Here is a 17,529-nt window from a genome sequence, read left to right as displayed (position 1 = left end):
CTACTCTGGGGGCCGCTCGGGCGGCGGGATACCGCTTGTGTCAGGATTTGTCGCCCAGGGTGGCGCCGTGACCTGGACGAGCGGGATCATGTGTGGTGAGGGAGACTCGGGCGATGACCGGCGCTGGCACCGACCCGCGGACACGTGCCGACGTGTTCGCCGTCGACGGTGAGATCGGCCCGGATCTGGCCCGGGTCGACTGGTCGAGCCATCCGCTGGGGCAGCCCGACGGGTGGCCGCAGAGCCTGCGGACGGCGGTGCGCATCCTGCTCTCCTCCCGCTTCCCGATGTGGATGGCCTGGGGCCCCGAGCTGACGTTCTTCTGCAACGCCGCCTACCGCCGCGACACGCTGGGCCGCAAGTACCCGTGGGCGTTGGGCCGCCCGGCGAACGAGGTGTGGGCGGAGATCTGGCCCGACATCGGCCCCCGCATCGACACCGTGCTGCGCACCGGCGAGGCGACCTGGGACGAGGGGCTGCTGCTGTTCCTGGAACGCGCCGGCTACCGGGAGGAGACCTACCACACGTTCTCCTACAGCCCGCTGCGCGACGACGACGGCACGCTGGTCGGGATGCTCTGCGTGGTCAGCGAGGAGACCGAGCGGGTCATCGGCGAGCGACGGATGGCCACGCTGCGGGACCTCGGCTCCGACCCGAGCGTGATCCGCACCGAGCAGGAGACGCTCGCCTTCGCCGGTCGCCAGTTGGGGCGCAACGCGCACGACCTGCCGTTCACGCTGACGTACCTGTTCGGTGACGAGGGCGACGCGCGGTTGGCGGAGGCGACCGGGTTCGCCGCCGGCGATCCGGCGGCGCCGGCCACGCTGTCGCTCGACGACCCCGACGCGGTCTGGCCGGCGCGGGCGGTCACCGAGGGGGACCTGGTCCGGGTGCCGCTGGACTCCGCCGTGCACCACGACCTGCCGACGGGCGCCTGGCCGGAGCCGCCGACCGAGGCGTTGCTGGTGCCGCTGCGCCAGCAGGGCGGCACGCCGTACGGGTTCCTGGTGGCCGGGCTCAACCGCTACCGGGCACTCGACGACGGCTACCGCGGGTTCGTGGAGCTGACCGCCGGGCACGTGGCGACCGGGATCGCCAGCGCCCGCAGCTACCAGGCCCAGCAGCGGCGGGCCGAGGAGCTCGCCGAGCTGGACCGGGCGAAGACCGCCTTCTTCTCCAACATCAGTCACGAGTTCCGCACCCCGTTGACGCTGATCATGGGACCGGTGGACGAGTTGCGGGGCCGGCTGCGGGACGCCGACGGACCGGTCCGCGAGGAGCTGGAGGTCATCCGCCGTAACGGGCTGCGCCTGGGCAAGCTGGTCAACAGCCTGCTCGACTTCTCCCGGATCGAGGCCGGCCGGATGCAGGCCCGCTACCAGCCGGTGGACCTGGCCGCGGTGACCGCCGACCTGGCCAGCGTCTTCCGCTCGGCGATCGAACGCGCCGGCCTGACCTTGGAGGTCGACTGCCCGCCCCTGCCCGAGCCGGTGCACATCGACCCCGGCATGTGGGAGAAGGTGGTGCTCAACCTGCTCAGCAACGCCCTGAAGTTCACCTTCGACGGCAGCGTGCGGGTCGAGCTGCGCGCCGAGCACGGGCAGGCCGTGCTGCGGGTGGTCGACACCGGCATCGGCGTCGCCGAGGAGGAGATGCCCCGGCTGTTCGAGCGGTTCCACCGCATCGAGAACGCCCGCTCCCGCTCCGACGAGGGCAGCGGCATCGGGCTGGCCCTGGTCAAGGAGCTGGTCACGCTGCACGGCGGCAGCATCACCGCCAGCAGCACGGTGGGCCGGGGCACCGCGTTCACGGTCCGGCTGCCGTTCGGCGACGCCCACCTGCCGGCCGACGCGATCGCCGCGGCCGGCTCCGGCCGCGTGCCGCTCTCCGCCGAGCCGTTCGTGCAGGAGGCGCTGCGCTGGCTGCCCGGCGAACCGACGGCCGAGGTCGTCCCGGAGGACGCGACACCGGTCGAGGGTCCCGCGCCGGCCCGGCCGGGGCAGGTCCCGGCCCGGGTCCTGGTCGCCGACGACAACACCGACATGCGCGAGTACCTCACCCGCCTGCTGCGCTCGGCCGGGCACCGGGTGCAGGCCGTGGCCGACGGCCAGGAGGCGTTGGAGGCCGCCCGCACCCGCGCGCCGGACCTGGTGGTCAGCGACGTGATGATGCCCCGGCTGGACGGCCTGCAACTGGTGGCCGCGCTGCGGGCCGACTCCCGGACCGCCGGCACGCCGGTGCTGCTGCTGTCCGCCCGCGCCGGGCAGGAGGCTTCGATCGAAGGGCTGGAGGCCGGCGCGGACGACTACCTGGTCAAGCCGTTCCCGGCCGCCGAGCTGCTGGCGCGGGTGCGGGCGAACGTGGAGCTGGCCCGGCTGCGCAACCACCACGCCCGCTGGCGCACCGCGCTCATCGACTCGTTGCAGGAGGCGTTCTTCGTCTGCGACGAGGCCGGCGCGGTCGTCGAGATCAACGCGGCGTTCACCGACATCCTCGGCTACGGTCCCGAGAACCTGCCCTACCTGCCGGTGCAGCCGTGGTGGCCGGACCCGGAGGCCGAGCCGGAGGCACACCGTCAGGTGTCCGCCGCGTTCTCGGTGCTGATCGGCCAGACGAAGGGCACCTACACCGTGCCGGTGACCCACCGTGACGGGCACCGGCTCTGGATCGCGACCGCGTTCAACCAGGTCGACGACCCGGACACCGGACGCCGGGTCATCGTGGGCACGTTCCGCGACGTCACCACCGAGCACTACGCCGTGCAGCGGGAGACCGCCCTGGCCGGGCTGAGCCTCCGGCTGTCGCAGGCGGACGACCTACCCGACGCCCTGCACGGGGTGCTGGACGAGATGCGCAAGCTGTGGCGCGCCACCGGCGTCATCACCGCCGTCTTCGGCGACACCGCCGGGCCCGACGTCACCGCTACCGACCCCCTGCTCCAGTGGGACACGCTGCCCGACGAACGCCGGCAGGCGTTGCTGGCGTTGCGGGACACGCCGCTGCTGACCCCGGTGGCGACGCCGGCGCACGGGGCCGGCATCGCGCTGGAGCATCCGGACGGCACCATGGCGCTCTGGGTCGACCTGGGCGAGAAGCGGCCCTTCACCGAACAGGACCAGACGCTGCTGGCGCTGCTCGCCGGCCACGTCGCCCAGGGGCTGCACCGGGTGCACCAGATCGACCAGCAACGGGAGACCGCGCTGGCCCTGCAACGGGCGATCCTCGGCCCGGCCCAACTGCCCGCCGGCTTCGCCGTGCGCTACGCCCCGGCGTCGCTGCCGCTCAAGGTCGGCGGCGACTGGTACGACACGGTCGAGCTGCCGGACGGGCGGATCGCGATCGTGGTCGGCGACTGCGTCGGCCACGGCCTGCGGGCCGCCACCGTGATGGGGCAGCTACGCAGCGCGTGCCGGGCGCTGCTGTTGCAGGACGCCAGCCCGGCCCAGGCGCTGATGGCGCTGGACCGGTTCGCCGCCCTGCTCCCGGGCGCGCAGTGCGCGACCGTCCTGTGCGGTGTGCTGGACCCGGCGACCGGCCGGCTGCGCTACTCCAGCGCCGGGCACCCGCCGGCCGTCGTGGTGCACCCCGACGGCACATCCGAACTCCTCGACCAGGGCCGGTCCCGCCCGCTCGCCGTCCGCGCCGGGCGGGAACGCCCGGAGGCGGAGGTCACCGTGCCGGCCCGGGCCACGCTCATGCTCTACACCGACGGTCTGGTCGAACGCCGCCGCCAGCCGCTGACCGCCGGCATCGACCGGGCCGTCACGACGATCCAGGAGGGCCGGGGCATCCCGGTCGAAACGCTGGCCACCGAGGTGATGGACCAGCTCACCCCGGACGGCGGGTACGACGACGACGTGGCTCTGCTGCTCTACCGGCACCCCGGGCCGCTGGAGCTGGACTTCCCCGCCGAGTCGTCGCGGCTGGCCGAGGTGCGTACCGCGTTGCGCGGGTGGCTGGACCGGTGCGGGCTGGCCCCGACGTACTCCTACAACGTGCTGGTGGCCGCCGGTGAGGCGTGCGCCAACGCGATCGAGCACGGTCACCGGGACAGTCCCGGCGGGCGGATCCGGCTGCGCGCCGCCGCCACCGCCGACGCGTTGCGGCTGAGCGTCACCGACAGCGGGCACTGGCGGGACCGGGACCGGCCGTCGGACCCGCACCGGGGCCGCGGGCTGGTGCTGATGCGTGCTCTGATGGACTCCATCACGGTGACCCCGGGGGCCACCGGCACCACCGTCGACATGCAGGCAAGGATCATCCGATGAGTACGGCCCTGACGCTCACCACCGGCGGCGACCCCGACGGGGGTCGCGTGCTGACCGCGGTCGGCGAGATCGACATGAGCAACGCGGCTGCCTTCGCCGCCGCGCTCGACGACGCCGTCCGGCCCGACGGCGACCCCCTCGTGGTGGACCTCACCGCGGTGGAATATCTCGACAGCGCCGGCCTGGCCGTGCTGTTCCCGCACGCCGAACGCATCGCGCTCGTCGCCGGTCCGCTGCTGGAACCGCTGCTCACCATCTCCGGGCTGGCCGACCTCACCACCGTGCGCAGCGGTTGAGGCGGGGACGGTCACCCCGGGGCGGGGAGTTCGCCGGACTCGGCCAGGTGACGCGCCACGTCGAGCAGCCTGGTGTTGGTGTGCTGGCTACTCAGGGCGAGTAGGCGGAACGCCTGCTCGCCGGTGAGCCGGTGCCGTTCCATCAGGATGCCCTTGGCCTGGCCGATCACGTCCCGCGCACCGAGGGCCTGGGTGAGCTGGGTGATCTGCCGGGCGTCGGACATGGCGACCGCGGCGTGCGCGGCGAACAGCAGACCCACCTGCTCCGACTCGTCGGTGAACGCGTCCGCCCGCCGGGCGTAGAGGTTCAGCGCACCGAGGTTGTCGTCCGAGACGTAGAGCTGGAACGACAGCATGCTGCCGATGCCCAGCCCGGCCGTCCCCGCGCTGAACCGGGGCCAGCGGGCGTCGTTGCGCACGTCGGCCACCCGCACCGTCGTCTCGTCGTACAGTGCGGACAGGCACGGCCCCTGGTTCGTGTCGTACTGCACCTGGTCGACGTCGCACACCACCTGCCCGGTGGCGGCGGTGGTGCGGATCCGCCGTCGAGCGCGGATCTCCGAGATCGCGGCGTGCTCGGCGCCGGGGATGGTGTCGACGGCGGACCTGACGATCGCGTCGAGGGTGCTCTGTTCGTCCTTCTCGTGTTCGAGGCGACGCGCCAGGTCGACGAGCACGGCACCGAGGTGGTCCAGTTCCGCCCCGCCGTACTCCGACGACGGCTGGCCCGTCCGTTGTCGTTCCGGTCGCCCATGGCCGTCCCTCGCTTCCGCTCGGGCGGCTCCGCCCGCCGGATCCCCTCGGAAGCTGTCCTCCCTACCCGGTTCCCGCAGCGCCGAACCGCCGCGCTTCCGGAGACCTTCAGCACCATCGATGTTAGCGTTAACGCAGGTGGCGGCGTTGACGCGGAATTCATAAGACGTGTGGCCTCTTGACTGGTCGCTCCGGCCGGGACGAAGACGTTGACGTTACGCAGATGTAACGCTTAACGTCTGATGTCTCAGCCCTGTGACCCCCTCACCCACCACCGCTTCCGGAGGGATCACCATGTCCCGTCCCCACCTCACCCGTCGTTCACTCCTGGCCGCTCTCGGTGCCGGCGGGGCCGCGGTCGCCGCCGGCGGCGTCCTCCGTCCCGGGTCCGCCGCCGCCGCCATCCCCGGGCCCACCAGCTACGCCGAGACGTGGGCGTCGGTCGGTCAGCACCCGGCCGCGCCGGAGTGGTTCCAGGACGCCAAGTTCGGCGTCTACTTCCACTGGGGAGCGTTCAGCGTGCCGGCGTACGCCAACGAGTGGTACCCGCGCAACATGTACAACAACGGCTCCAACGAGAACAACCACCACAAGTCCGTCTACGGTGACCCGTCGGTCTGGCCGTACCACCACTTCATCAACGGCGCGAACGACCGGTCGGGCCGGTTCGTGCAGTTCGCGCCCCGGCTGCGCTCGGCCGGCGGCAACTTCGACCCCGGCGAGTGGGCCCAGTTGTTCGCCGACGCCGGCGCGAAGTTCGCCGGGCCGGTGGCCGAGCATCACGACGGCTTCTCCATGTGGAACAGTCAGGTCAACGAGTGGAACTCGGTGGCCCGCGGCCCACGGCTGGACCTGCTCCGCCTGCACACCGACGCGATCCGGGCCCGCGGCCTCAAGGTCATGGTGGCCATGCACCACGCCTACAACTTCACCGGCTTCTACCAGTGGGCGCCACAGCAGTCCGACGCCAGCCTGCGCAAGCTCTACGGGCAACTGGGCACCGCGGCGGAGGAGCAGCTCTGGTACGACAAGCTCCGCGAGGTCATCGACCAGGCCCAGCCGGACATGATCTGGCAGGACTTCAACCTCACCCGGATCAGCGAGGCGCAGCGGCTGCGGTTCCTGGCCTACTACTACAACCGGGCCGTGGCGTGGAACAAGGAGGTCGTCGCCACCTACAAGGACGGCTTGGACCTCGGCGGCACGGTCTTCGACTACGAGCGCGGCGGACCCGCCGCACTGCGTCAGCCGTACTGGCTCACCGACGACAGCATCAGCAGCTCCAGTTGGTGCTACACGGTGGGGATCGGCTACTACTCGCTGAGCCAGATGCTGCACTCGCTGCTCGACCGGGTCAGCAAGAACGGCAACATGGTGCTCAACATCGCGCCGACGGCCGACGGCACCATCCCCGACGGACAGCGCAGCATCCTGCTCGCCATCGGCGACTACCTGCGCCGCTTCGGCGAGTCCGTCTACGCCACCCGGGCCTGGACCACGTACGGCGAGGGGCCCACCCAGATGGGCGGCGGTTCGTTCAGCACCCCGCGCGCCGGCACCGCCCGGGACATCCGGTTCACCCGCAGCAAGGACAACCGGGTGCTGTACGCCACGTTCCTCGGCTGGCCGGGCAGCACCGCCACCATCACCACGCTGGCGTCGGGCCGGATCAACCTCGGCACCCTGACCGGCGTGCAACTGCTCGACACCAACGCCGGCAGCTACGTCAACCTGCCGACCCGCACCCAGGACTCCGGCGGCCTGCGGATCACCATGCCGTCCGCCGGCGCGCCGTTCAACGCGCCCGCGTACGTGGTCAAGCTGACGTTCAGCGGCCCGATCCCGGCGCTCGGCGGCGGCTCGACCACCTGGCAGCGGATCACCAACGTGACCAACGGCCTGGCGCTCGACAGCGGCGGCAACGTCGCCTCCGGCTCCCCGCTGAAGCAGTGGAGCTGGGACGGCAGCCCGAACCTCCAGTGGCAGCTCGTCGACCTGGGCACCGGGTACCACCGGATCGTCAACCGGACCAACGGCATGGTCGTCGACGGGTTCGGCCAGACCACCAACGGCGCCGCCGCCCAGCAGGCGCCCTGGAACGGCGGCAACAGCCAGCAGTGGCAGCTCACCGACCAGGGCAACGGGCGGTACCGGATCGCCAACCGGGCCACCGGCCTGGTGCTCGACGGGGGCGGCCAGGTCGCCTCCGGCTCCCCGGCCAAGCAGTGGAGCTGGGACGGCAGCACCAACCTGCTGTGGACCCTCGCCACCGTCTGAATCTTCGCGTCCACGTCCGACCTGGAGGACCACGATGACCAAGAGAGCTCTGCTGGGGCTGGGCCTGACGATGACGCTCGTCGCCTCGGCCACGCTCGCCGCCGGCTGCGGCGACGGTGCGGGGAAGGACAGCGGCTCGGGCGGCTCCGCCCCGCTCGTCGGGGTGGACTACCCCCGATCCGACACCGACTTCTGGAACTCGTACATCAGGTACGTGCCGACGTTCGCCGACGAGCTGGGCGTCGACCTGAAGACCACCAACTCGCAGAACGACATCGCCAACCTGATCTCGAACGCCCAGACCTTCATGAGCCAGGGGGTCAAGGGCGTGGTGATGGCCCCGCAGGACACCGCCGCGATCGCGCCGACGCTCCAGCAACTGGCCGCCAAGAAGATCCCGGTGGTCACCATCGACACCCGCCCGGACACCGGCGACGTGGCGATGGTGGTCCGCGCCGACAACCGCGCCTACGGCACCAAGGCGTGCAAGTTCCTCGGCACCAAGCTCGGCGGCAGGGGCAAGGTGGTGATGTTGCAGGGCGGCCTCGACTCGATCAACGGCCGGGACCGGACCGAGGCGTTCCACGAGTGCATGCGCGCCGACTACCCGGGCGTCACGGTGTTCGGCGAGGCGACCGACTGGAAGGCCGACGTGGCGGCCAGCAAGCTCCAGACCCGGTTCGCGTCGGACCCGGACATCAAGGGCATCTACATGCAGTCCTCGTTCGCGCTCTCCGGCACGCTCCAGATCCTCAAGCAGCGCGGCCTCCAGGTCCCGGCGAGCGACCCGAAGCACGTCTTCGTGGTCTCCAACGACGGCATCCCGGAGGAACTGGCCGACATCGGCCGGGACCTGATCGACGCCACCGTCAGCCAGCCCGCCGACCTGTACGCCAGGTACGGCCTGGAGTACGTGAAGGCGGCGATCGACGGCAGGACGTTCCAGCCCGGCCCGACCGACCACCACAGCACGATCATCCAGGTACGGGAAGGGCTGCTGGAGGACCAGCTCCCCGCGCCGCTGGTGACGAAGGACGGCGCGCCGGTCGCGGGCGAGCCCACCCTGAAGTTCGACGACAGGTCCCTGTGGGGCAACACCGCATGAGCGTCCGCTCACCCGCCTCGACCGACCCGCCGGCCGGCGACCTCCGGCCCGTCGTGGAGGCCGTCCACATCACCAAGCGCTTCGGGTCGACGACCGCCCTCTCCGACGCCGGCATCCTGGTCCGGCCCGGCGAGACGCACGCCCTGGTGGGCCGCAACGGCGCCGGCAAGTCGACGCTTGTCGGCATCCTCACCGGCCTCCAGGCGCCGGACGACGGGGCGGTGGCCTTCGACGGCCGGCCCGCGCCGCCGCTCGGCGACCGGGCCGCCTGGCGGCGGCGGGTGGCCTGCGTCTACCAGAAGTCCACGATCATCCCCACGCTCACGGTGGCGGAGAACCTGTTCCTCAACCGGCACGACCGCGGTCGCGGCGGGCTGATCCGCTGGTCGCGACTGCGTCGCGCGGCGCAGGACCTGCTGGCGACCTGGTCGGTCGACGTGGACGTACGGCAGCCCGCCTCGACCCTGTCGGTCGAGCAGCGGCAGTTCGTGGAGATCGCCCGGGCGCTGTCGTTCGGCGCCCGGTTCATCATCCTCGACGAACCGACCGCGCAGCTCGACGGCGCCGGCATCAACCGACTGTTCACCCGCCTCCGTGACCTGCGTGCCCACGGGGTGACCTTCCTGTTCATCAGCCACCACCTCCAGGAGATCTACGAGATCTGCGACCAGGTGACGGTCTTCCGCGACGCCCGGCACGTCGTCACCGCACCGGTGGCCGAGCTGAGCCGTCCGGCCCTGGTGGCGGCCATGACCGGGGAGGACGTGACCATGCCCGCGGCCGACCACCCGCCGCTGCCGGCCGACGCCCCGGTGCTGCTGTCCGTCCGCGACCTGGTCACCCCGTCCGGCGCCGAACTGTCCCTGGAGACCCGGGCCGGCGAGGTGGTCGGCATCGCGGGCGGCGGCGGCAGCGGCAAGGTCGAGGTGGCCGAGGCGATCGTCGGCCTGACCCGCCGCGCCGGTGGAACCGTCGCCGTCGACGGGCGCGTGCTGCGGCCGGGCAGCGTGCCCGACGCCCTCGACGCCGGGGTGGGCCTGGTGCCGCAGGACCGGCACCGCGAGGGCCTGGTGCCACTGCTGTCCATCGCGGAGAACGTCACGATGACCGTGCCGGAGCGCATCGCGCGGCATGGGCTCATCTCGCCGGGACGTCGGGACGTCGTGGCCCGCACCGCCATCACCGAGCTGGCCGTCAAGGCGGCCGGACCGCACGTCCCCGTCGCCGACCTGTCCGGGGGCAACCAGCAGAAGGTGGTGATGGGCCGAGCGTTGGCCAACGACCCGAAACTGCTGGTGCTCATCACGCCGACGGCCGGCGTCGACGTGCGGTCCAAACAGACCCTGCTGGGTGTGGTGGAACAGGTACGCCGCCGGGGCGCCGCCGTCCTGATCGTCTCCGACGAACTCGACGACCTGCGGATCTGTGACCGCGTCCTGGTCATGTTCGCCGGGCGGGTCGTCCGCGAGCTGGCCCACGGCTGGCCCGACAACGAGCTGGTAGCCGCCATGGAAGGGGTGGATCTCCACCATGCCTGAGACGCTGTCCGCCACGACGTCGCCGCCGGCCGGGGCGTCCCCGCCGGCCCCGCCGTCGCCCTCCGCACGGAGCCTGGTCCTCACCCGCCTGCGGGACCTGGCCCTGGTGCCGGCGATCGTCGCGGTCGCCGTCGTCGGCTCGCTCGTGAACCCCGTCTTCCTCAGCGCCGACAACCTCCTCAACGTGCTCCAGAGCATGTCGGAGATCGCCATCCTGGTGCTGGCGCAGACCATCGTGCTGATCACCGGCAAGATGGACCTGTCGCTGGAGTCCACGTTCGGCCTGGCCCCCGGCATCGCGGCCTGGCTGGTCGTCGACCCGGCGCTCACCCGCGGTCTCGGGCTCGACGTGCTGCCCGACGGCCTGGCGGTGCCGGTCGTCCTGCTCGTCGGCGCCCTGGTCGGCGCCGTCAACGGGCTGCTGATCGTCCGCTTCGGCCTCAACGGCTTCATCGTGACGCTGGGCATGCTGATCGTCCTGCGCGGACTGCTCACCGGGATCTCCGGTGGTCAGACGTTCTTCGCGCTGCCCGGGTCGATGACCTACCTCGGCTCGGCCACCTGGTTCGGCGCGCCGGCGTCGATCTGGGTGTCGCTGCTGTTGTTCGCGGTCGGGATCGTGGTGCTCGGCTACACCCGTGTCGGCCGGGCGTTGTACGCCATCGGGGGCAACGCCGACGCGGCCCGCGCCGCCGGCATCCGCACCGACCGGGTGTTGTGGGCCGCGCTCGTGGTGGCGAGCGTGCTGGCCGCGCTCGCCGGGTTGCTGATCAGCGGGCGGCTCGCCGCGGTGCCGGCGGCGCAGGGCGACGGCGCCATCTTCCAGGTGTTCGCGGCGGCGGTCATCGGCGGGGTCAGTCTCAACGGCGGCAAGGGCAGCGTGTTCGGCGCCTTCACCGGCGTCCTGCTCCTCTTCATGATCATCAACGTGCTCACGCTCGCCGGGGTGCCCGCCCAGTGGACCAACTTCCTCAACGGCGCCGTCATCCTGGTCGCCCTCACGGTCTCCCGGATCACCGGCGGCAAGGCGCAGACATGACGCCACCGCCCCGTCCGGCGCCGCCGACGAGCCAGCCCACCTCGACCGACCGGGAGAACCGTTGTCCGAGCACATCACATCCGTAGAGACCATCGACGTCCGGTTCCCGACGTCACGCCACCGCGACGGCTCGGACGCGATGAACCCGTTCCCGGACTACTCCGCCGCCTACGTCATCCTGCGCACCTCGGCCGGCGCCGAGGGACACGGCCTCGTGTTCACCGTGGGGCGGGGCACCGAGATCCAGATCCGGGCCCTGCGGTCGCTGGCCCCGATGCTCGAGGGCCAGCCGGTCGACGCGCTGGTCGCCGACCCCGGGGCGCTCGCGCGCCGGTTGGTCGGCGACAGCCAGATCCGCTGGCTGGGCCCGGAGAAGGGGGTCGTGCACATGGCCGCCGGCGGCCTGGTGAACGCGGTCTGGGACCTCGCCGCCCGGCGGGCCGACAAGCCGTTGTGGAAGCTGCTCGCCGACCTCACCCCGGAGCAACTCGTGGCGCAGGTCGACTTCCGCTACCTGCGCGACGCCCTCACCGAGGACGAGGCGCTGGCGCTGTTGCGCGCCGCCGTCGACGGGCGGGCGGACCGGGAACGCCGCCTGCTGACCGAGGGCTTCCCGGCGTACACCACGACGCCGGGCTGGCTCGGTTACGACGACGACAAACTGGCCCGGCTCTGCACGGAGGCGGTCGCGGCCGGGTTCCGGCTGATCAAGCTCAAGGTGGGCGGGGACCTCGCCGACGACGTACGCCGGCTGGGCATCGCCCGCCGGGCCGTCGGGCCGGACGTGCGCATCGCGGTCGACGCGAACCAGGTGTGGGGCGTGCCCGAGGCGATCCGCTGGATGCGCGAACTGGCCCCGTTCGACCCGTACTGGATCGAGGAGCCGACCTCACCCGACGACATCCTCGGGCACGCCGCGGTCCGCTCGGCCGTCGCCCCGACGAAGGTGGCCACCGGCGAGCACGGACACAACGCGGTGATGTTCAAGCAACTGCTCCAGGCCGACGCCGTCGACGTGGTCCAGATCGACGCCTGCCGGGTCGCCGGGGTCAACGAGAACCTGGCCATCCTGCTGCTCGCGGCCAAGTTCGGCGTGCCGGTCTGCCCGCACGCCGGCGGGGTGGGGCTGTGCGAGCTGGTGCAGCACCTCGCCATGTTCGACTTCGTCGCCCTCACCGGCAGCACCACCGACCGGGCCATCGAGTACGTCGACCACCTGCACGAACACTTCGCGGATCCGGTCCGGATCCGTGACGGCCGCTACCTCGCGCCCCGCTCCCCCGGCATGAGCGCGGAGATCCTCGCGCCCTCGCTTGCCGACTACCGCTTCCCCGACGGACCCCGGTGGGCGATGGCGACGACCGGAGCCGCATTCACATGATCATCGACGCGCATCACCACCTGTGGCAGCCCGACCGCGGGTACCACTGGCTCGACGACCCGGCGCTGGCGGCGATCCGCCGCCCCTTCACCCCCGCCGACCTGACCGCCGAGCTCACCTCGGCCGGCGTGGACGGCACCGTGCTGGTGGAGGGCGGCCGCTGCCACCCCGACGAGGCCGCCGAGTTCCTCGGTCATGCCGCGCACACGCCGGCGATCCTCGGCGTGGTCGCCTGGGTCGACATCGCCGGGGGCGAGGTCTCCGCCACCGTCCGGCGCTACCGGCACCTGCCCGGCGGGGAGCTGCTGGTCGGGGTGCGGTCGCAGGTCCAGGGTGAGGCGGACCCCGACCACCTCGACCGTCCCGACGTACGGCGCGGGCTCGCCGAGGTGGCCGACGCCGGCCTGGTGTTCGACCTGGTGATCCGGGCCGACCAGCTGCCCGCCGCGGCGCGGGCGGCCCGGGCGGTGCCACAGCTCTCGTTCGTCCTCGACCACCTCGGCAAGCCGCGCATCGACCGGGGCGCGGCCGGGCTGGCCAACTGGCGCGCCCCGCTCGCCGCGCTGGCCGCCAGTCCGAACGTCACCGGCAAGCTGTCGGGCCTGGTCACGGAGGCGGCACCGGACTGGTCGCCGGCCGACCTGAGCCCGTTCGTCGAGGTCGCCGTCGACGAGTTCGGCCCGGGCCGTCTGATGTTTGGCTCGGACTGGCCGGTGTGCCTGCTCAGGTCGGACTACCCGGGGGTACGGCGGGCCCTGACGGCCGCCCTGCCGCCGCTGTCGCCCGGGGACCGGCGGGAGATCTTCGCCGGCACCGCCGTGCGTACCTACCGCCTGACACCACCGGCCGAACCGGCCGCGCCCGGGCCGGCGACATGAGCCGGCCGGTCAGGCGTCCCCCGCCTGGGCGGCGAGCACGGTCCGCAACCACGCCTCGGAGGTGTTGACATGCATCAGCGCGGTGGCCTGGGCGAGCAACTGGTCGCGCGACCGCAGGGCGAGGTAGATCGCCTGGTGTTCGTCGATCGTCTTGTGTGCCGCGTTGGCCTCGATCAGCCCACGCCAGACCCGGGCCCGCAGCGTACGGCCGGAGAGCCCGTCGAGCAGCGAGGTGAGCGTCTCGTTGCCGGTGGTCGCGACCACGGTGTGGTGGAAGGCGGTGTCGAACTGGATGAGCTTCTCGGCGTCGTCGGCGGCGGCCCGCATGTCCTGCAGGATCCGGTCGAGTTCGTCCAGCTCGGTGTCGGTCATCCGCAACGCGGCGAGGCCGGTGGCCACCGGCTCCAGCATCCGGCGGACCTCCATCACCTCCAGCAGCGTGTCGTCGCGCAGCAGCTCCACCGCGACGCCGAGACCTTCCAGCAGCAGCCGCGGGGCGAGGCTGGTCACGTAGGTGCCGTCACCGCGACGCACGTCGAGCACCCGGGCCGACTCGAGCACCTTGACCGCCTCCCGCACCCCGCTGCGCGACAGGCCCATCTGCGCGGCGAGCTGCGGCTCCGGTGGCAGCCGCGCGCCCGGCGGCAGCTCACCGCTGGAGATCATGCCGCGGATCCGCGCGATCGCGTCGTCGGTCAGTGCCATTGCCGCCCCCTTCGGACCGGCCCACCGGGTGCCTGGGAAGTGGCTCCGTCGCCGGCGGCGGGCAGCGGCCGTTCCCACCACTATAGATTCATCCGACGTCTGCCCGACTCCGGCCGCCGCCGCCGGCCCCGCCGTCCGCGGAAAGGGTCCTGACGCCATGCGATACCGTCCGCTGGGCCGCACCGGCCTGACCGTGTCGATGCTCGGGTACGGCGCCTCCCCCCTCGGCGGCGTCTTCGGCCGGATCGACGAACGGGCCGGCATCGAGGCCGTGCGCGCCACGCTGGAACTCGGCGTGAACATCATCGACGTCTCGCCCTACTACGGCGCCACCACCGCGGAGACGGTGCTCGGACGCGCCCTGCGTGGCGTCGACCGGGCCAGCTACGTCCTGGCCACCAAGGTCGGCCGGTACGGCGAGGCGGCGTTCGACTTCTCCGCGGCCCGCACGGTCCGCAGCGTCGAGGAGAGCCTGGCCCGCCTCGGCACCGACCACCTGGACCTGGTCCAGTGTCACGACATCGAGTTCGGCGACCTCGACCAGATCATCGGCGAGACGTTGCCCGCGCTGGCCCGCCTGCGCGAGGCGGGGAAGATCCGCTTCATCGGCGTGACCGGCTACCCCCTGGCCGCGTTGCGTCGGGTCGCGGCGGCGGTCCCGCTGGACACCGTGCTGTCGTACTGCCGCTACACCCTGCTGGACCGCGCGCTGGCCGCGGCCGAGCCGGAGTTCACCGCCCGGGGCACCGCGGTGCTGAACGCCTCCCCGCTGGCCATGGGGCTGCTCTCCCGGCGCGGCGCACCCGACTGGCATCCGGCCCCGCCGGAACTCCGCCGGGCCGCGACCGCCGTGGCCGACCTGTGCGCGCGACGTGGCGTCGACATCGCCCGGGTCGCGCTCGGCTTCGCCGCCGCGCCGACCCGGTTCGCCACCACGTTCGTCGGTTCCGCCGACGCCGCGGACATGGCCCGCAACGTGCGCTGGGCCCTGTCCGAGCCCGATCCCGACCTGCTCGACGACATCGAGAAGTTGCTGACGCCGGTGCGTGACCTCGCCTGGCCCAGCGGCCGACCGGAGAACACCCCTATCGGAGAGGCATGAGGTGCGACGTTACGGCTGTGTGATCCGGCTGCGGCCGGACCACCGGGAAACCTACCTACGGCTGCACGCCGCCGTCTGGCCCGGCGTCGAGCAGACGCTGCGGGCGGCGCGCATCCGCAACTACAGCATCTTCCTGCACGGGGACCTGCTGTTCGGCTACTACGAGTACGTCGGCGACGACCACGACGCGGACCAGCGTCGGATCGCCGCCGATCCGCAGACCCAGGCGTGGTGGCGACTGACCGACCCCTGCCAGGAATCGCTCGCCGAGCCCGGCTCCGGCCACTGGTGGGCACCGATGCACGAGGTTTGGCACCTGACCGAGGAGGCTTGGTGAACCGCAGCGCGCACTACGTCGGCGACCGGAGGTTCGTCGTCGAGGACACCCGGGAGGTGCCACCCGGCCCCGGCGAGGTACGCATCGCGGTGACGTACACCGGCATCTGCGGCACGGACCTGCACGTCGCGCACGGCGCGATGGATCACCGGGTCCACGTGCCGGCGGTGATCGGGCACGAAATGTCCGGTCGCATCGCGGAGATCGGCCCGGGCGTCACCGACCGGCGGGTGGGCGAGCCGGTGACGGTGATGCCGCTGGACTGGTGCGATCGGTGCCCCGCCTGCCGGGCCGGTCACCAGCACATCTGTCACCGACTGAACTTCATCGGCATCGACTCCCCCGGTGCAATGCAGCGCTCCTGGACGGTGCCGGCCCGGATCGTGGTGCCGCTGCCGGACGACCTGCCGCTGGCCGAGGCGGCCCTGGTCGAGCCCACCGCGGTGGCCGTGCACGACGTGCGGCGTTCCCGCCTGACGGCGGGCGAACACGCGGTGGTCATCGGCGCGGGTCCGGTCGGTCTGCTCATCGGCGCGGTCGCCCGGGCGGCCGGCGCCACGGTGACCGTGCTGGAGATCGATCCGCGACGCCGCGCGCTCGCCGTCGACCTCGGCCTGTCCGCCGTGGACCCGGTGACGGCGGACCCGGTGGGACTCGTCCAGGAGGTGACCGGGGGCGCCGGCGCCGACGTGGTCTTCGAGGCGTCCGGGTCGGCGACCGGGGTACGCCTCGCGACCGACCTGCTCGCCGTACGCGGGCGGCTGGTGGTGGTGGCGATCCATCCCACGCCGCGGGAGGTGGACCTGCACCGGATCTTCTGGCGCGAGCTGGAGGTGGTCGGGGTGCGGGTCTACCAGCGGGAGGACTACGCCGAGGCGGTGCGCCTGGTGCACCGCCGGGAGGTGCCCGCGGCGCGGCTCATCTCCCGGATCGTGCCGCTGGAGGACGTGACCGAGGCGTTCCGGGCGCTCGCCGCCGGCGGCGACGTGAAGGTGCTGGTGGACTGTGGAGGTGGGGTGTGAACCCGTTCGACCTGAGCGGCCGGCTCGCCGTGGTCACCGGCTGCCGGCGCGGGATCGGCCTGGCGATGGCGGAGGCGCTGGCGGCCGCGGGCGCGGACGTGATCGGCGTCAGCGCCGCCCTGGAGGAGACCGGCAGCGAGGTCGAGGCGCGGGTGACCGCGCATGGCCGCTCGTTCGTGCCACACCGGTGCGACCTGGCCGACCGGGCTGCCGTGCACGCGCTCGCCGGGTGGCTGGGCCGGCGGGAGCAGCCGGTGGACATCCTGGTCAACAACGCCGGCACGATCCGCCGCGCCCCGGCCGTCGCGCACCCGGACGAGGACTGGGACCAGGTGCTGGCGGTCGATCTCACCGCCCCGTTCGTCCTCGCCCGCGAGGTCGGCCGGGACATGGTCCGGCGCGGCTCCGGCAAGATCATATTCACCGCCTCGATGCTGAGTTTCCAGGGCGGCGTGACCGTGCCGTCCTACGCGGCGGCCAAGTCGGGGATCGCCGGGCTGACCCGGGCGTTGGCCAACGAGTGGGCACGCCACGGCGTCAACGTCAACGCGATCGCGCCCGGCTACATCGCCACCGACAACACCCAGGCGTTGCGGGACCAGCCGGAACGCGACCGGGCGATCGTGGCACGCATCCCGGCCGGACGCTGGGGCCGGCCCGAGGATCTCGCCGGGGCCACCGTGTTCCTGGCCTCGGAGGCTGCCGCGTACGTGCACGGCACGGTGCTCGCGGTCGACGGGGGCTGGCTCGCCCGCTGACTCCCCCGGCACGCGACCTTCTCACGACGACGCGCCCCGGCCGGACCGGGTGGGACCCGGCCGGGGGCGA

The 17,529-nt window shown here is 72.5% G+C and carries 14 protein-coding genes; 12 read left to right on the top strand and 2 right to left on the bottom strand.

From position 1 onward, the window contains the following. The first annotated feature begins 113 nt into the window (after positions 1-113). Complete coding sequence (locus ACZ6O5_RS01350; protein ID WP_465973936.1) at positions 114-4,268, top strand: SpoIIE family protein phosphatase; 4,155 nt, start codon at positions 114-116, stop codon at positions 4,266-4,268. Beyond that, on the top strand, positions 4,265-4,564 hold the full coding sequence (locus ACZ6O5_RS01345; protein WP_465973935.1) for an STAS domain-containing protein: 300 nt from the start codon (positions 4,265-4,267) through the stop codon (positions 4,562-4,564). The genes ACZ6O5_RS01350 and ACZ6O5_RS01345 overlap by 4 nt, the downstream gene beginning before the upstream one ends. 11 nt (positions 4,565-4,575) lie before the next feature. Here the strand turns inward: ACZ6O5_RS01345 and ACZ6O5_RS01340 are convergent, their stop codons facing one another. After that, positions 4,576-5,241, bottom strand: a complete 666-nt coding sequence (locus ACZ6O5_RS01340; protein WP_465973934.1) for a GAF and ANTAR domain-containing protein — start codon at positions 5,239-5,241, stop codon at positions 4,576-4,578. A 370-nt stretch (positions 5,242-5,611) separates the two neighbouring features. Between ACZ6O5_RS01340 and ACZ6O5_RS01335 the strand changes: the two genes are divergently transcribed. The 6 genes from ACZ6O5_RS01335 to ACZ6O5_RS01310 all read left to right on the top strand — a co-directional run bounded on the left by ACZ6O5_RS01335 (position 5,612) and on the right by ACZ6O5_RS01310 (position 13,535). Beyond that, positions 5,612-7,594: an alpha-L-fucosidase gene (locus tag ACZ6O5_RS01335; RefSeq protein WP_465973933.1), complete on the top strand. Its 1,983-nt coding sequence runs from the start codon at positions 5,612-5,614 to the stop codon at positions 7,592-7,594. A 34-nt stretch (positions 7,595-7,628) separates the two neighbouring features. Beyond that, the gene (locus ACZ6O5_RS01330) at positions 7,629-8,699 is read left to right on the top strand and encodes a sugar ABC transporter substrate-binding protein (protein WP_465973932.1); all 1,071 of its coding nucleotides are present in this window, start codon (positions 7,629-7,631) and stop codon (positions 8,697-8,699) included. Further along, complete coding sequence (locus ACZ6O5_RS01325; RefSeq protein WP_465973931.1) at positions 8,696-10,237, top strand: sugar ABC transporter ATP-binding protein; 1,542 nt, start codon at positions 8,696-8,698, stop codon at positions 10,235-10,237. The genes ACZ6O5_RS01330 and ACZ6O5_RS01325 overlap by 4 nt, the downstream gene beginning before the upstream one ends. Beyond that, the gene (locus tag ACZ6O5_RS01320; RefSeq protein WP_465973930.1) at positions 10,230-11,276 is read left to right on the top strand and encodes an ABC transporter permease; all 1,047 of its coding nucleotides are present in this window, start codon (positions 10,230-10,232) and stop codon (positions 11,274-11,276) included. The genes ACZ6O5_RS01325 and ACZ6O5_RS01320 overlap by 8 nt, the downstream gene beginning before the upstream one ends. Before the next feature lie 61 nt (positions 11,277-11,337). Then, a complete protein-coding gene (locus ACZ6O5_RS01315; RefSeq protein ID WP_465973929.1) occupies positions 11,338-12,657 on the top strand; it encodes an enolase C-terminal domain-like protein in 1,320 nt (439 codons plus the stop codon). Beyond that, on the top strand, positions 12,654-13,535 hold the full coding sequence (locus tag ACZ6O5_RS01310) for an amidohydrolase family protein (protein ID WP_465973928.1): 882 nt from the start codon (positions 12,654-12,656) through the stop codon (positions 13,533-13,535). Before ACZ6O5_RS01315 ends, ACZ6O5_RS01310 begins: the two co-directional genes overlap by 4 nt. A gap of 9 nt (positions 13,536-13,544) precedes the next feature. Here the strand turns inward: ACZ6O5_RS01310 and ACZ6O5_RS01305 are convergent, their stop codons facing one another. After that, positions 13,545-14,240, bottom strand: coding sequence for a FadR/GntR family transcriptional regulator (locus ACZ6O5_RS01305; RefSeq protein WP_107155194.1), 696 nt, complete (start codon positions 14,238-14,240; stop codon positions 13,545-13,547). A 157-nt stretch (positions 14,241-14,397) separates the two neighbouring features. Between ACZ6O5_RS01305 and ACZ6O5_RS01300 the strand changes: the two genes are divergently transcribed. Genes ACZ6O5_RS01300 through ACZ6O5_RS01285 form a run of 4 tightly spaced genes read left to right on the top strand, consistent with a single transcriptional unit; the run spans position 14,398 to position 17,459 of the window. Then, complete coding sequence (locus ACZ6O5_RS01300; protein ID WP_465973927.1) at positions 14,398-15,342, top strand: aldo/keto reductase; 945 nt, start codon at positions 14,398-14,400, stop codon at positions 15,340-15,342. A 19-nt stretch (positions 15,343-15,361) separates the two neighbouring features. Beyond that, positions 15,362-15,679, top strand: coding sequence for an L-rhamnose mutarotase (locus tag ACZ6O5_RS01295; protein WP_425786781.1), 318 nt, complete (start codon positions 15,362-15,364; stop codon positions 15,677-15,679). Next, positions 15,676-16,701 carry a zinc-dependent alcohol dehydrogenase gene (locus ACZ6O5_RS01290; RefSeq protein ID WP_465973926.1) on the top strand — a complete coding sequence of 342 codons (1,026 nt, stop codon included), beginning with the start codon at positions 15,676-15,678 and terminating at the stop codon, positions 16,699-16,701. The genes ACZ6O5_RS01295 and ACZ6O5_RS01290 overlap by 4 nt, the downstream gene beginning before the upstream one ends. Beyond that, positions 16,698-17,459: an SDR family oxidoreductase gene (locus ACZ6O5_RS01285; RefSeq protein ID WP_465973925.1), complete on the top strand. Its 762-nt coding sequence runs from the start codon at positions 16,698-16,700 to the stop codon at positions 17,457-17,459. Before ACZ6O5_RS01290 ends, ACZ6O5_RS01285 begins: the two co-directional genes overlap by 4 nt. The last annotated feature ends 70 nt before the right edge of the window (positions 17,460-17,529 follow it).

This window comes from Micromonospora sp. NPDC049201 (assembly GCF_055586805.1).
The sequence above is the reverse complement of the archived record's forward strand: the minus strand, read 5'-3'. Positions and strand labels throughout refer to the sequence as shown.